Annotated in this window: 12 protein-coding genes, 2 pseudogenes and 1 riboswitch; of the genes and pseudogenes, 8 read left to right on the top strand and 6 right to left on the bottom strand. The window is 73.0% G+C overall.

Features of this window, described 5'->3' with window-relative positions; genetic code table 11:
- The first annotated feature begins 208 nt into the window (after nt 1–208).
- Complete coding sequence (locus KIF24_RS06460) at nt 209–3,091, top strand: AfsR/SARP family transcriptional regulator (RefSeq protein ID WP_221083254.1); 2,883 nt, start codon at nt 209–211, stop codon at nt 3,089–3,091.
- Between the two features lie 45 nt (nt 3,092–3,136).
- Complete coding sequence (locus KIF24_RS33820) at nt 3,137–3,265, top strand: hypothetical protein (RefSeq protein WP_269440601.1); 129 nt, start codon at nt 3,137–3,139, stop codon at nt 3,263–3,265.
- Nucleotides 3,266–3,329: 64 nt separating this feature from the next.
- On the opposite strand, the gene KIF24_RS34330 is transcribed toward KIF24_RS33820, so the two are convergent.
- The 6 genes from KIF24_RS34330 to KIF24_RS06430 all read right to left on the bottom strand — a co-directional run bounded on the left by KIF24_RS34330 (nt 3,330) and on the right by KIF24_RS06430 (nt 8,812).
- Nucleotides 3,330–5,054, bottom strand: a complete 1,725-nt coding sequence (locus tag KIF24_RS34330) for an alpha/beta hydrolase family protein (RefSeq protein ID WP_221083253.1) — start codon at nt 5,052–5,054, stop codon at nt 3,330–3,332.
- Between the two features lie 179 nt (nt 5,055–5,233).
- Nucleotides 5,234–5,725 carry a DUF6328 family protein gene (locus KIF24_RS06450; RefSeq protein ID WP_221083252.1) on the bottom strand — a complete coding sequence of 164 codons (492 nt, stop codon included), beginning with the start codon at nt 5,723–5,725 and terminating at the stop codon, nt 5,234–5,236.
- Between the two features lie 87 nt (nt 5,726–5,812).
- On the bottom strand, nt 5,813–5,971 hold the full coding sequence (locus KIF24_RS06445) for a hypothetical protein (protein WP_230415324.1): 159 nt from the start codon (nt 5,969–5,971) through the stop codon (nt 5,813–5,815).
- A 45-nt stretch (nt 5,972–6,016) separates the two neighbouring features.
- Nucleotides 6,017–6,844: an alpha/beta fold hydrolase gene (locus KIF24_RS06440; protein WP_221083251.1), complete on the bottom strand. Its 828-nt coding sequence runs from the start codon at nt 6,842–6,844 to the stop codon at nt 6,017–6,019.
- Between the two features lie 124 nt (nt 6,845–6,968).
- A complete protein-coding gene (locus tag KIF24_RS06435) occupies nt 6,969–7,739 on the bottom strand; it encodes a TIGR03943 family putative permease subunit (RefSeq protein ID WP_221083250.1) in 771 nt (256 codons plus the stop codon).
- Nucleotides 7,736–8,812 carry a permease gene (locus KIF24_RS06430; protein WP_407939893.1) on the bottom strand — a complete coding sequence of 359 codons (1,077 nt, stop codon included), beginning with the start codon at nt 8,810–8,812 and terminating at the stop codon, nt 7,736–7,738. The genes KIF24_RS06435 and KIF24_RS06430 overlap by 4 nt, the downstream gene beginning before the upstream one ends.
- A gap of 214 nt (nt 8,813–9,026) precedes the next feature.
- Nucleotides 9,027–9,131: riboswitch (TPP riboswitch) on the top strand.
- Between the two features lie 72 nt (nt 9,132–9,203).
- On the opposite strand from KIF24_RS06430, the gene KIF24_RS06425 reads away from it, so the two are divergent.
- From KIF24_RS06425 to KIF24_RS06405, 6 genes and pseudogenes are all read left to right on the top strand, one after another.
- Complete coding sequence (locus KIF24_RS06425) at nt 9,204–9,794, top strand: ECF transporter S component (protein ID WP_221083249.1); 591 nt, start codon at nt 9,204–9,206, stop codon at nt 9,792–9,794.
- Nucleotides 9,795–9,890: 96 nt separating this feature from the next.
- Nucleotides 9,891–11,328 (top strand): annotated as a pseudogene (locus tag KIF24_RS06420) (ABC transporter ATP-binding protein).
- Nucleotides 11,325–12,123 (top strand): annotated as a pseudogene (locus KIF24_RS06415) (energy-coupling factor transporter transmembrane component T family protein). Before KIF24_RS06420 ends, KIF24_RS06415 begins: the two co-directional pseudogenes overlap by 4 nt.
- A gap of 141 nt (nt 12,124–12,264) precedes the next feature.
- The gene (locus KIF24_RS06410) at nt 12,265–13,605 is read left to right on the top strand and encodes a PHP domain-containing protein (protein ID WP_230415322.1); all 1,341 of its coding nucleotides are present in this window, start codon (nt 12,265–12,267) and stop codon (nt 13,603–13,605) included.
- Nucleotides 13,569–13,979 (top strand): hypothetical protein, encoded by a 411-nt coding sequence (locus KIF24_RS32265; RefSeq protein WP_230415320.1) that lies wholly within the window; start codon nt 13,569–13,571, stop codon nt 13,977–13,979. The genes KIF24_RS06410 and KIF24_RS32265 overlap by 37 nt, the downstream gene beginning before the upstream one ends.
- A complete protein-coding gene (locus tag KIF24_RS06405; protein ID WP_331461021.1) occupies nt 13,976–14,485 on the top strand; it encodes a hypothetical protein in 510 nt (169 codons plus the stop codon). The genes KIF24_RS32265 and KIF24_RS06405 overlap by 4 nt, the downstream gene beginning before the upstream one ends.
- Nucleotides 14,486–14,560 lie beyond the last annotated feature (75 nt).

Raw genomic sequence — 14,560 nt, 5'->3', positions numbered from 1 at the left:
AGCACGTTCCGCAATCACCCGATCACCCGCGCGTTCGGTGTGGGTGAGCCGCCCCGGGCACCGTCCGCCCAGGTGGGGCGGGGCCGCCCGGACACCGTACGGCGATCGGGCCGGTAGCGCTCCCACGTCCCCTCGCGGAGGACCCCCCGCGGCAGCAGGCTTGTCAGTACACTCCTGGCACCCAGCTGACCCGGATGAGGTGTCGTCCATGCAGATCCGGGTGCTCGGGCCCGTCGAGGTGTGGTCCGGCTCCGTCCAACTGCCGCTGATTCGACGCCAGCAACGCCTGATCCTCGGAATCCTGGCGCTCGACGTCAACCAGCCGATGAGCACCGACCGGCTGGTGACCCTGCTGTGGGAGGACCGCCCGCCGCGCCAGGCCCGGGCGGTGGTGCAGAGCCGGCTCTCGGAGTTGCGCGCGGTCCTGCGGTCGGGCGATCCGGCGCTGCGGCCCGAGCTGGTCAGCGGCGACCGCGGCTACCAGCTGCGGATCGCCCCGAACGCGGTCGACGCGTACCGCTTCCGCACCGCGGTCGAGACGGCCCGCGAGTCCACCTCGGACGCGGAGAAGACCCACCAGCTCCGCCGGGCCCTCGGGCTGTGGCGAGGACGCGCGCTGGGTGGATGGCTACCGGAGACCTCACACGCGGCGCTGTGCCTGGGACTGGAGTCGACCCGACTGTCGGCCGTCGAGGAGGTCTGCGCGATCGAGCTTCGACTCGGCAACTATCACCGGGTCATCGAGGACGCCTGGGATCTCTCCTTCGCCCACCCCACCCGGGAGCGACTGACCGGCCTGCTGATGGCGGCCCTGCTGCGGGTCGGGCGGACGGCTGAGGCGCTACAGGTCTACGAGAACTGCCGGCGCTGGTTGCGCGAGGAGTTCGGGGTGGACCCGGGCGAGGAGTTGCAGGATCTGCACATGACCGTGTTGCGCGGCAACGCGGACCGGGCCGTGGCCGGGGAACGGGCCGTGGCCGGGGAACGGGCCGGCGACGCGCCGGCGGCCGAGCCGGTCACCGGGCGGGCAGCGGACCCCGCCGCAGAGGAGGCGTTCCGGATCGCCGTCCCCCGCCTGCTGCCGCCCGCGCTGGCCGACTTCACCGGGCGCGGCGAGGAGATCGGCCGGCTCGTCCGGCTGCTGGACGAACAGCCGTCGGTGCACCTGCCGCTGGTCGCGGTGGCGGGGCCGGCCGGCGTCGGCAAGACCGCCCTCTGCGTACAGGTCGCGCACCTGCTGCGCGCCCGGTTCCCGCACGGACAGCTGTACGCGAACCTGCACGGCGCCGACGACCGGGACCTGGTCGCCCCGGCGGATGTGCTCGGTCGCTTCCTGCGCGCACTGGGCGTCGACGGCGGGGCACTGCCCGACACGCTCGACGAGCGGGTGGACCTCTACCGCAGCCTGCTGGCCGACCGGGCCGTCCTCGTCGTGCTGGACAACGCCGCCGGCGCCGAGCAGATCCGACCCCTCATCGCCGGTGGACCGCGCTCCGCCGTACTTGTCAACAGCCGGCGGCACCTGGCCGCCTCGGTCGGTGCCCGGTCGGTGGACCTCGGGTTGATGGAGCCCGCGCAGGCCGCGGAGCTGCTGGCGCGGATCGCCGGCGACCGGGTCTGGGTCGAGCCCAGCGCACTCGGCCGGCTGGGTCAGCTGTGCGGGCATCTCTCGCTGGCACTGCGCATCGCGGGCGCCAAGCTCGCCGCGAAACCGCACTGGACGGTGGACCGCCTGGTGCGGCGGTTACAGGACGAGCGCCAGCGGCTCGACCAGCTCGCGCACGGCCAGCTCGACGTGCGGGCCAGCATCAGCCTGAGCTATGCCGGGCTCTCCCCCCAGGGGCAACGCCTGCTACGCCGGCTGGGCGACCTCGGCCTGCCCGAGGTGAACATCTGGACCGCCGCGGCCGTGCTCGACTGCCCGCCCACCGACGCCGAGGAGGAGCTGGAGCAGCTGTTCGACGCCCGGCTGCTCGACTTCGCCGGCCAGGAGAGCACCGGCCACTCCCACTACCGGCTGCACGACCTGGTCCGGCTGCTCGCCCGGGAGCTGGCTGACCAGCACGACGCGCGGGACGACCTGCATTCCGCCCGGTCCCGGGTCTACGGGGTCTGGCTGCGGGCGGTGGACCTGATGCACCAGGTGTCCCAGGCCGGCGACCACACACCGTTCATGACGGCGGCGCCACGGTGGGACCGGACCGGGACGTTGTTGCGGGAGCTCGCGGCCGACGCGCAGCAGTGGTTCGAGACCGAACGGCCGGCCATCATCGCGATCATCACCCGGGCGGTCGACGAGGGGCGTGCGGACGTGGCCGCCGATCTCGCGTACACCGTGTGGCCGCTGTTCCAGCTGCGTCGCCGGTTCGACGACTGGCACTCCGTGCTGCTGCCCGCGCTGGCCGCCGCCTCGGCGGCGGGCGACCGGCGCGCGCAGGCCGCGATCCTGTTGCGCACCGGGGGTGTGGCGACCGACCGGCAACGCTTCGACGAGGCATACCAGGCGTACGAACAGGCCGCCGATCTGTTCCGGGAGGAGCGGCACCGGCACGGGGCGGCCGTCGCCGACATCCACCTCGCCATGATCGACCGGTTCCGCGGCGACCGCGCCGCCGCGGAGACGAGGTACCGAAACGTCCTCGTCGCCCTGCGGGACGTCGGAGACCGCGCCGGCGAGGTGAACGCACTGCGCGCCCTCGGCCAGATCCGCCGGGATCTCGACGATCCGGGCGGGGCCGACACGTACTACACCCAGGCGCTGGCGTTGTCCCGGGAAGCCGGGCTGGATCGCGCGGCGGCCCAGGTGCTGTTCTGGCAGGGCATCCTGCGGCTGGCCGAGAACCGGCACGGCGAGGCCGAGGGCCTGTTTCTCGAAGTGCTGCAGAAAAGCCGCTCCTTCAGCGATGCGGCGGGCCAGGCGCAAGCCCTCCGTGGCCTCGCTCTCGCATATCACGGGCGCGGCGAGACCGACCGCGCAGAATCGGTTCTGGCGGACGCACTGAAGCTTGTCCGGCAGCCCCGGCCCACTCTTCTGGAGGGCCACATCAGACGGACAATGAGTATGGTACAAAAGGGTGAGTCGCCACATTGAGACACAGGCTAACATTGACCGAGCGCTATTACACGGGAGGATATTATGAAGCGCAGGTTAATCGCCATCCTGGCCGCAGCGGCTCTCGCTCTGACCGGCGTCGCCGCTGCCGGCAGCGTCAATTCCAGCGAGCCGACCAAGCCCCTCGCCGACTATCAGTGGTGCGGCTGCTGACAAACATTTCCTGAACAGCGCCGGTGGGCGGGTCGAACCCGAACGGCCCCGCCCACCGGCGCGTTCACGGGACCAGATGGGCCGCCAGGAAGTCGCCCGCACTGCTCCGCATCCGCGCCTGGTTCTCCCGCTTCAGGAAGCCGTGGCCCTCGTCCGAGTACACGTCGTACCTGACCCGGACCCCGCGGTCGCGGAGCCGCTCGACGATCTGGTCACTCTCGGACCGGGGCACCCGGGGGTCGTTCGCACCCTGGATCACGAAGAGTGGCGCACGGATCTTGTCCGCGTGGGTGACCGGCGACCGGTCCAGCAGCCGAGGCGCGTCGGCCACCGGATCACCGATCACGGCCAGCACCTGCGATCGCCACGCGGGTGGCGTGGCCTCGGCCAGGGTGACCAGGTTGCTCGGCGCGCAGTACGACACCCCGGCGGCCCAGCCGAGGTCCGCCAGCCGGGCCAGGCAGGAGAGCACGAGGAAGCCTCCGTACGACCCGCCGAACAGACCGACCCGCGACCGATCGACCCAGCTCTGCTCCCGCAGATAGCGCACCGCGTCGGCCAGGTCGTCCAGGTCCACGCCGCCCCAGTCGCGGTACACCGACTCCTGGTAGGCCCGTCCGTACCCGGACGAGCCTCGGACGTTCGGGGCGAACACGGCCAGCCCACGGCTGAGCAGGAACTGGTAGAACCCGTCGTACTGGTACACCGGGCGTTCCTGGGACATCGGCCCCCCGTGCACGGACAGCACCACCCCGACCGGCTCCCGGCGGCCCGGCGGCCGGTAGAGGTGCGCGGGAACCCGGTGGCCGGCCCGGCAGGGGACGTGGACGAGGGTCGGCTCCGCGAGGACCGACGCCCGCGCGGCGGGCGGGTCGACGTCGGTCAGCCAGCGAAGGTCACCGGAGGTCAACTCCAGGACCGCGACGTTCCACGGTCGGGTCGGCGTGGACCCGAGCATGACGGCGCACCGCCCCGGTGGGTCCAGGGTCAGGTTGTTGAGCTCTCCCATCCGCGACCCCGGCAGCACCACCGCGGCCTCGCCCCGGCCCCGCCGGCAACGCAGTTCGGACGACCCCTCCTCGTTGACCGTCCACAGCACCGTCCCACCGCCCGGCGCGACGGCCACCTCCTCCACGTTCCAGTCCGGGGTGTCCAGCCACTCCAGGGCGCCACTCGCCGCGTCCATCCGCGCGAGTGCCATGTAGTCGCGGCCGAGGTTCGACAGCACGTAGCAGGCGGAGCCGTCCGGCAGCCAGGGCCCCAGGACGTACCGGGCCGCGCGGTCGGCCGGGCTGATCTGGCGGGCGTCGGCATCGGCGACCGACAGCAGGTGGACCCGGTGGTTGCTGCTGTCCAGCCAGTCGACCACCGTGAGCAGCCGGCCGTCCGGCGACCAGTGGCCCACGTGGGTCCCACCCCCACCGAGGTGCACCCGCCGCACCTCACCGGTGTCGACGTTCAGGACCAGCACGTCCTTGCGGGCCGGATCGCGGTCGTTGGCCGTGTAGGCCAGCAGATCGCCGACCGGCGAGAATGGATTCCCGGCGCCGAATTCGTGCTGCACGCCGGGGGCGTCAGTCAACTGAACTGGTTCTCCCCCACCGGCCGGAACCTGATATATCTGCGTCCGCTCGTCGCCGTTGCGATCCGCCAGATAGACGACCCGATCGCCATTCCTGCTCCAGGCCACCTTGCGAACAGCCGATTCCCGATGCGTTGTCAGGACCCGCCGGCACCCGTCTTCGACATTCTGGACCACCACGTTGAACTGGCCGCTGGAGTCGTCCACATATGCCACCTCGTCGCCGCTGGGAGAAAGCGCGAGTGTCGACTGAAACCTCAGCCGCGGCTGGAAATCGCGATATTCCGGCATGTCGTCATGCTAGTACGAATCGGCGGGCCGCGATGCCCTCGCCAGGGCGGCTCCGAAGGACTCGACGGTTCGCGTGCCGGCACCGCGGCACCGGGTCACAGACCGCTCGGATCCTCGTCGTCGTCGATGTCGTCGTCGCCCCAACCGCGCCGGGTGATCGGCAGGGCCATCCAGAAGGTCAGGAACCACAGGCCGGCGACGGCACTGAGCAGGAAGGCGACCGGCCGGGCGAGCACGAAGTCGGTGACCAGCAGCACCGAACTCACCATCGCGATCAGCATGAAGGCGAGACCGCCGCTGGCCATCCGGTGCGCGAAACGCACCAGCTCCGGCTTGCGGCCCCGCCGGAACAGCGCCCGGTGGAAGGCGACCGGTGAGATGATCATCGCGGTGGCGCCCGCCGCAGCGAGCAGCGCGACGATGTAGACGTCCCGCTGGAACTGCGTGGTGCGCGTGAAGCCGCTGCTGAAGGGCAGGGTGAGCAGGAAGGCGAAGAGAATCTGCACGCCGGTCTGCGCGACCCGCAACTCCTGGAGCAGGTCGGCGAAGTTGCGCTGCCACCGCTGCTTCTCGGTTTCCTTCGACACGGCGGACCTCCGGGGGAGCAACTCCGCCGGCGCGTTCCGACGCCGGCGGCAACGCTGATGCCCCGCCGGCCGCGATCCGAAACCAACTCAGGAGCCCTGGCGGATCCGTACCGCGTACCGCGCTTCGGGGGCGTCGTCGTGCGCGTCACCACCGCCGATGTTGGCCCGACCGGTAGGCCGGCGGGCGAGCAGCCGGGCCACCTGCTCCCGCTGGCCGTGTGCCACCCGGGCCATCGTCTCGGTCACCGCGGCCAGGTAGTCCTCGGCGCCGGGCCCATGCTCTCCGCTCGCTCAGCCGGCCGGACGTACCCGGGCCAGGATCGCCTCGGCCAGCGGAGCCGGCGCCTCGTCCGGGATCCAGTGGGTGAACCCGGGCAGTTCGACGAACCGGTAGTCCCCGGTCACGTGGGCGGCACACGCCTGCGCGGCGGCGCGCCCGATGGCCGCGTCACCGTCGCTCCAGACGAAGGTGACCGGCACCGACACCGGGCCGGTGGCCGCCAACTCCGCCCGGGACATCGCCCGGTACCAGTTCAGTGCCGCGGTCAGCGCGCCCGGCTCACGCATCGGGTCCGCGTACGCGGCCACCCGGGCCGCGTCACCGACCCCGCGCAGCAGCCGGCGCAACCCCGCGGCGCCCAGCGCCAGCAGCGTCCGCTCGGCCACCGACTGCCGGAACAGCAGCATGTACGCCGAGCGCGCCCGCTGCTGCGGATCGTTCGCCAGCGCGTCCGCCATGGCGGCCGGATGCGGCACGGAGACCGCGGTCAGCGTACGCACCCGGTCCGGGTGGGCGGCGGCCAGCGCCCAGCCGACGATGGCGCCCCAGTCGTGACCCACCACGTGCGCGGTGGCGACGCCGAGGGCGTCCAGCACGGCCAGCGCGTCGGCGACCAGCTCGCCCAGCCGGTACGCCTCCACCCGGGTGGGGCGGGCCTGCGGCGAGTAGCCCCGCTGGTCCAGCGCGTAGCTGCGCAGACCGGCGGCGTGCAGGGCCGGCACCACGCCGTCCCACTCGCCCGAGTGCTGCGGGAATCCGTGCAGCAGCAGCACCGGTTCGCCATGCTCGGGGCCGCCGGTGGTGACGTCGAACCGCAGACCTCTGGCGTCGATGCGCATGCCGGCAGCGTAGTTCGGTGTCCACGCCCGACTCCAGCGCGGGCGGTCGTCGTCCGGGCCGGCGCGGCGAACGTTTCCGGACCCGGCACCGCCGGGCGGCCGGCTCGCCGGCCGCCCGGCCCGGTCAGTCGTACTGCTGCCTGGGTACCGGCACCTGCCGCCAGGACTCGACCTCGAGGTACGGGATCTCGGCGTCGTTGACCGGATCCCGGCCGAGTCGGTCGCTGTAGCGGCCGGTCACCTCCACCCAGCTGTCGTTGGGCAGCCCGGCGGGCACGTCGCCGGTCAGCCCGAGCTTGATCGGTCGACCGTCGGCGGCGCAGCAGGACAGCACCATCCGGGCCAGGATCGGTTCGCCGCCGGCGCCGCTGGCGATGAAGCCGGTGAGCAGCACCCGCCGGTCGCCGATCGAGGCACCTCGGTCGAACAGGGCCCGGGAGGCGTAGTCGAGGACGCTGACCTGCACCGGGTCGCCCTCGGGCAGCGGCGGGTAGTCCGACTGCTGCTGGCTGCTGAGCGCGGTGCCGGCCTGACCCGCGGCGTACGAGCCCAGGGCCGGCGGGGCGACCAGCAACAGACCGAGCACCGGCAGGATGAGCAGCCAGCCGACCCGCGGTTCGTGGTGGGCGTGGCCGTGGTCGTCGTGATCGGCCGGAGCAGCGGAGCCGCCGGTCGGGGCGTCGGAGCCGCCGGTCGGGACGAGGACGCGCGGCGCGGCCGGGCGCAGCTCGTACCAGAGGGTCATGATCGCGGCGGCGACCAGCAGCAGGCCGGCGGCGATCAGGAAGGGGCGCAGGCCATCCTTGACGTAGCGCAGGTAGAGGTCGGTGACGCTGGCCCGGATCACCGCGCCGCCGAGCAGCAGCAGGACCACCGCCTGTGCCTGCCGGTTCACAGCAGCACCGCCCCGACGCCGGCGGCGACCAGCAGGGCCACCGTGAACGTGGTCGGCGCGAACCGGAAGGCGAACCGGCGGCCGAAGACACCGGCCTGCATCGAGACGAGCTTGAGATCGACCATCGGCCCCACCACCAGGAAGACCAGTCGGGACGTGAGGGAGAACTGCGACAGCGAGGCCGCGACGAAGGCGTCCGCCTCCGAGCAGAGCGAGAGCAGCACGGCGAGCAGTGCCAGCGCCAGGATCGACAGCCAGGCGTTGTCGGCGAGGGTCTGCAACCACCGCTCCGGCACCAGCACGTTGATGCTGGCCGCGGCCATCGCACCGAGCACCAGGAAACCACCGGCGTGCGTCACGTCGTGCCGGACCGCGGCCCAGAAGGCGCGGCCCCGGGAGGCGTCGTCCAGCTCCGGCCGGCGGGGCATCCTGATCCACTCGGTGCGCCCGAGCCGCAGCCAGAGCCAGCCCATGACCATGGCGACCACCAGGCTGGCGACGCCGCGGGCGAGGACCATCTCGGGATTGTTCGGGAAGGCGACCGCGGTGGCGGTGAGCACGATCGGGTTGACCGCCGGGGCGGCGAGCAGAAAGGCCAGCGCGGCGGCCGGGGTGACACCCCGCCGGATGAGCGACCCCGCGATGGGCACCGATCCGCATTCGCAGCCGGGCAGCACCACCCCGGCCACGCTCGCGGCCGGCACCGCCAGGGCCGGATGCCGGGGCAGCGCCCGCGCCCAGAACGAGCGGGGCACGAAGACCGCGATCACGGCCGAGAGCAGCACCCCGAAGACCAGGAACGGCACCGCCTGCACCATGATCGAGACGAAGACGGTGGTCCAGGTCTGCAGGCGCGGATCGTCCAGCGCGGCGGCCAGCGGCTCGCGAAAGATGATCAGCAGGATCAGCAGCGCCGCCAGGATCTCCACCGAGCCGATCCGGTCGCCGAGCCACCGCCGGGGCGGCTCGACACCGGCCGGTTCCGGCGCGCGGACCTGGGTGGCGACGCCCGTGCCCGGCGGACGGCCCTCCGGTTCGCCGGTCGACGCGGCCTGGTCAGTGTCTGCGGTCACGCGTCGCCCCTCGGCCCGTCCGGCATCGGCGGCCTGAGATTACCGTCCGACCCGGGCAACGTCGATGGATGTCACAAAATCGGCACCGGTGACCGCACCCCGACCGACACCGCCTGACCGACACCGCCCGGCCGGAGGCGAGCACCGGTCGTGACCTGCGAAGATCACATTGCCCGTTGATCTTCGATGGTGTTAGCGTCGGCGGGACAGACGACACCTCCGACAGGGGAGCGCACAGCGCTGAGAGTGCGGGTCCGCCCGCAGACCCTCGAACCTGATCTGGGTAATGCCAGCGCAGGGAGTTCGGTCCACCTCCAGCCCGCCACTGCCCGGCGCCGCCGGGCCGGGCGTGCGTCTTGCCTGGTTCGACCATGGACTGGGAGCAACCATCGTGAATCACCCCGACACCAACCGCTGGCGCACCGTGGACATCGTCGTGGCCTCGGTCATCGCAGTCGCGTTCGGCGTCATCTTCTGGGCCTGGGGCCTGGTGTGGAGCGCCACCGAGGGCGCTTTCGCCTTCTTCCCGCCGGCGCAGACCCTCATCTACGGCGTCTGGCTGGTGCCGGCCGTGCTCGGCGGCCTGGTCATCCGCAAGCCCGGCGCCGCGCTGTACTGCGAACTGCTGGCGGCGATCATCTCGGCCCTGCTGGGCAGCCAGTGGGGCACCATCGTCCTGTTGCAGGGCCTGATGCAGGGGCTCGGTGCCGAGCTGGCCTTCGCCGCCTTCCGGTACCGCTCGTACCGGCTGCCGGCGGCCCTGCTGGCCGGCGCGCTGACCGGTCTGAGTGCGGCCGTGTTCGACTTCGTCTACTGGAACGCCGGCCGCGACATCGCGACCTACCGGCTCCCCTACGCCCTGCTCACCATCGTCAGCGCCACGGTGATCGCCGGCGCCGGAGCGCATGCCCTCACCCGCGCCCTCACCCGCACCGGCGCCCTAGACCGCTTCCCCGCCGCCCGCGAACGCCCCCTCGTCTGACCTCCCCACGACCAATCCCGTTGATCATGAGGTTGGCGGCAGTTTCGATCTCCAAATCAACCGTCAACCTCATGATCGACAAGAAGGGAGGGTGGCGTGGGTGAGGGGGTGTGGGTGCGGGGGTTCGGGTGGCGGCATGCCGGGCGGCGTGACTGGGCGGTGCGCGGGGTGGACCTGCGGGTGGACCGCGGCGAGCGGGTGCTGCTGCTCGGGCCCTCCGGTGCCGGCAAGAGCACGTTGCTGGCCGCGCTGGCCGGGCTGCTGCCCGAGGACTCCGGGGAGCACGAGGGCACCATCGAGATCGACGGCCGGCCGGCCGGGGAGGCCCGGGACCGGGTCGGCGTCGTCTTCCAGGATCCGCAGACCCAACTCGTCATGGCCCGCAGCGGTGACGACGTGGCGTTCGGGCCGGAGAACCGGGGCGTGGCGGCCGGGCAGATCTGGCACCGGGTGGATGAGGCACTGCACCGGGTCGGCTTCCCGTATCACCGGGACCGGCCCACGTCGGCACTCTCCGGCGGCGAGCAGCAGCGCCTCGCCCTGGCCGGGGTGCTCGCACTCCGCCCCGGCCTGCTGCTGCTCGACGAGCCCACCGCCAACCTCGACCCGGCCGGGGCCGCCCTGGTCCGCGCGGCGCTCGCCCGGGCGGTGACCGCCGACACCACGCTGATCCTGGTCGAACACCGGGTCGCCGAGGCACTGCCCCTGGTCGACCGGGTCGTGGTGCTCGAACCCGGCGGTGGTGTCCGGGCCGACGGCGCGCCGGCGGCGGTCTTCGCCGCCCACGGCGACGCGCTCGCCGCCGAGGGGTCTGGGTGCCCGGCCGGAGATCCCGCCGCGCCGGGCCACCGGCCCGGCGGGCGAGACGCTGCTCACCGCCGAGCGGCTCGGCCAGCCACCCCGGCTGGCCCCCACCGACCTGACCGTACGCGCCGGTGAGGCGCTCGCCGTGCTCGGGCCGAACGGCGCCGGGAAGTCCAGCCTCGCGCTGCTGCTCGGCGGGCTGCTCAGGCCGGGCACCGGGCGACTGGCGGCAAGCCCGGAGCTGGCCGGCGCCGACTCGCGCACTGCCCCGCACCGCTGGCGGGCCCCCGCACTGGCCAACCGGATCGGCTCGGTGTTCCAGAACCCCGAGCACCAGTTCGTCACCGGCACGGTCTTCGACGAACTGGCCCTGGGTCCCCGGCGGACCGGGGCCACCGACACGGCGGTCCGCGACCGCGTCGGGGAACTGCTGCACCGGCTGCGGCTGGACCGGCTCGCCGCCGCCAACCCGTACACCCTCTCCGGTGGCGAGGCGCGGCGGCTGAGCGTGGCGACCGCCCTGGCCACCGCGCCCCGCCTGCTGATCTGCGACGAACCCACCTTCGGTCAGGACCGGCGGACCTGGCGGGAACTGCTGGACCTCTTCGCCGAGCTGCGCGACGCCGGTCACGGCCTGGTCACGGTCACCCACGACGCCGATTTCGTGGCCGCGCTGGCCGACCGCACGGTGACCCTCGAACCGCCCGGCGCCGGACCGGAGCAACGATGATCACCCTGGAGCCGATCGCCCGGCCGGACGCGCCGCTGGTCCGGCGCAACCCGGTGGCCAAGCTGGCGGCGGCGATACTGTTCGCGTTGCCGCTGATGGCCACGCTGGACCCGGTCGCGCCGGCCATCGCGATCGCCGTGGAGCTGGCGGTGCTGCCGCTGTTCGGGGTGCACCCCGGCTGCTGGCCCGCCGGGCCTGGCCGCTGCTGGCCGCCGCCGGCGGCATCCTGGTCACGCTGGTGCTCTTCGCCGCCGACCGGTCGGGGCGCGTGCTGCTCGACGCGGGGCCGGTGGTGGTGACCTCGGGCGTGCTGGTCACCGCGCTCGGCCTGGTGCTGCGGCTGTTCGCGGTGGCCCTCCCCGGCGTGATCGTCTTCGCCACCACCGACCCGACGGACCTGGCCGACGCGCTGGCCCAGAACGCCCGGGTGCCCGCCCGGTTCGCGATCGGCGCGTTGGCGGCGTTCCGGCTGGTGCCACTGCTCGGCCAGGAGTGGCAGATGATCGCGATGGCCCGCCGGGCACGCGGCGTGGAGGCCGGGCGCGACCCGGTGGCGCGGCTGCGGCTGTTCGTCTCGACCGCGTTCACGCTGCTGGTCGGGGCGATCCGGCGGGGCACCCGGCTGGCGGTGGCGATGGACGCCCGCGGCTTCGACTCCGGCGTCCCCGCACCGTCGCCCGCCGGCAGCACTTCGGCGCGGCCGACTGGCTGCTCGTCGCCGGCGCCGCGGCGCTGGCCGGCGCCGCGCTGGCCGCCAGCGTGGCGCTCGGCACCTTCCGCCCGCTGATCGGCTGAGGCCCGACACCGGGCCAGCCGGGCCGCCCGCACATGGCCGGAGTCGCATGTTCGCATGTTCGCCGTGAGGGTGACACGCGACGTTCCCCTGGCCCGACGAGATTGGCCTGCGACGACTCCTCGACCAACCTGGAGCAGCAGATGGGCCACGGCCACGCGCACCACCACGATCACGACTCAGCCGCCGCCACCGACGTACCTGCGGCGCTCGACCTGTCCATCCCCGACGGCGAGCTGCCGCCGGCCGACCTGAGCCGGCGTGGCTTCCTGCGCAACGCCGGTCTGCTCGGCGCCGGCGCGGCCACCACCGTGCTGGCCACCGGCACGCCCGCGCTGGCCGGCGGTCACGGACACGACCACGGACACGACCACGGCCCCGGCGGCGACCACGGCAGGACCGGCGGGTTCCACTGGCTCGCCGGCGACCACCACATCCACACCCAGTACAGCTCGGACGCCATGTACCGGGTCATCGACCAGGCCCGGCACGCCCGGGCGTACGGCCTGGACTGGATGGTCGTCACCGACCACGGCAGCGCGACCCACGCGAAGATCGGCGTGGAGAAGGTCAACCCGGACATCGTCGAGGCCCGGGGCCGGCTCAAGGACATGCTGATCTACCAGGGCCTGGAATGGAACATCCCGGCGGCCGAGCACGCCACCGTCTTCGTCCACCCGGGACGCAACGAGGTCGCCGTGCTCAAGGAGTTCGAGAACTCCTTCGACGGCAGCGTCCGCAACGCCGGTGACAACACCCCGGCCAACGAGGCGCTCGCCATCGCCGGCATCAAGTTCCTCGGTGAGGCGGTCCGCAAACGCCGCGTCGAGGGTGCGCTCTTCCTGGCCAACCACCCGGCCCGCCGCGGCATCGACTCGCCGCACGAGATCCGGGCCTGGCGGGACGCCGACCCGAGCGTCGCCATCGGCATGGAGGGCGCACCCGGTCACCAGGCCGCCGGCCTCCCCCGCGAGAGCGGCGGCCGGGCCCGCGGCTACTACGACAACAACCCCTCGGCCAACTCGTTCCCCGGCTTCCCGCTGGAGAGCTACCGCACCTGGGGCGGTTTCGACTGGATGACCTCCACCGTCGGCGGTCTCTGGGACAGCCTGCTCGCCGAGGGACGGGCCTGGTGGATCAGCGCCAACTCCGACTCGCACGTCAACTACCTGGACACCTCGCAGCGCGGGCCGGACAGCGACTTCAACCTCAACGGCAGGTACAACGACCCGGTCCACGGCCCGGTGATCACCGAGGCCGGTGACTACTGGCCGGGCCAGTACAGCCGCACCCACGTCGGGTCGAGCAGCTTCAGCTACCGGGCCGTCATGGACGGCCTGCGCGCCGGCCGGGTCTGGGTGGACCACGGTGGTCTGATCAAGGGCCTCGACGTCCGTGCCCGCGTCGCGGGCGACCGGCGCGGCACTCCGGTGCGCCGCTCGGCGGCGTGCTGCGGGTCAAGCGCGGGACGCGGGTCGAGGTGACCATCGACGTCGACCTGGCCGACATCCCGAACTGGTCGCAGTTCCTGCCGGTGCTCGCCCGGGTGGACGTGATCGCCGGCCGGGTGACCGGCCCGGTCGCCGACAAGGACACCTTCACCGCCCCGACCACGAAGGTGGTCAAGTCCTTCGAGGTGACCAAGCGGACCGGGCGGGTCTCCTTCAGCTACTCCTTCGGCCGGGTCGACGAGCCGTTCTATCTGCGGATCCGGGGCACGGACGGCAAGCGTAGCCAGCCCGGCCTGATGGGCGCCGCGGTCGACCCGTTCGGCCCGGCGCTGGACGTCACCGGCGCGGCCGACCCGTGGGACGACCTGTGGTTCTACGCGAACCCGATCTGGGTCCTGCCACAGTGATCCTCGGCCTCAGCCTGGGTCACCGGACCCTCCGGGAGGCCGACCACTGGCTGGACACCCAGGTGCGGCCGCTCGGCGGGCCGGACCTGGTCACCTGCACGCACCTGGTCAGCACGCCGTTTCCGCACGTGGCGCTCAGTGTGGCCGCGACGGAAACGAAACGGTTCGCGGGTCTGCCGGCCACCCCGCCCGAACTGCGGGCCGCGGCGGCGCGGGCGGCGGGCGAACACACCGCCCGCCGGTCGGGTCGGGCGGTGTGGTATCCGGGCGCGGATCGGCTGGTCGGCACGCTCACCGTCGGCGAACTGCTCGCCGCCGGCGCGATCGAACGGGTCGTGGTGCTGGGCGGAGCCTCGGCCGCGCCGGAGACGCCGGTGCACACCCGGGACTTCGTCCGGCCGCAGTGGCAGGCCGGCGAGCTGGTGCTGGTGACCATGCCGCACCACCGCGGCGGTCTGGCCCCGTTCGAGGTGCCGGACCCGACACCCTGCTGCGCCGACCACTGAGGGCGCGGGTGCGGTCGCCGCGCCGACGGCGACCGCACCCGCGACCGCGTGGTGGACCGTCGAGTTGCCACCTGC

This window comes from Micromonospora tarapacensis (assembly GCF_019697375.1).
In the GTDB taxonomy this organism is placed as follows: Bacteria; Actinomycetota; Actinomycetes; order Mycobacteriales; family Micromonosporaceae; genus Micromonospora; species Micromonospora tarapacensis.
This window is presented reverse-complemented; position numbering and strand designations above follow the sequence as displayed.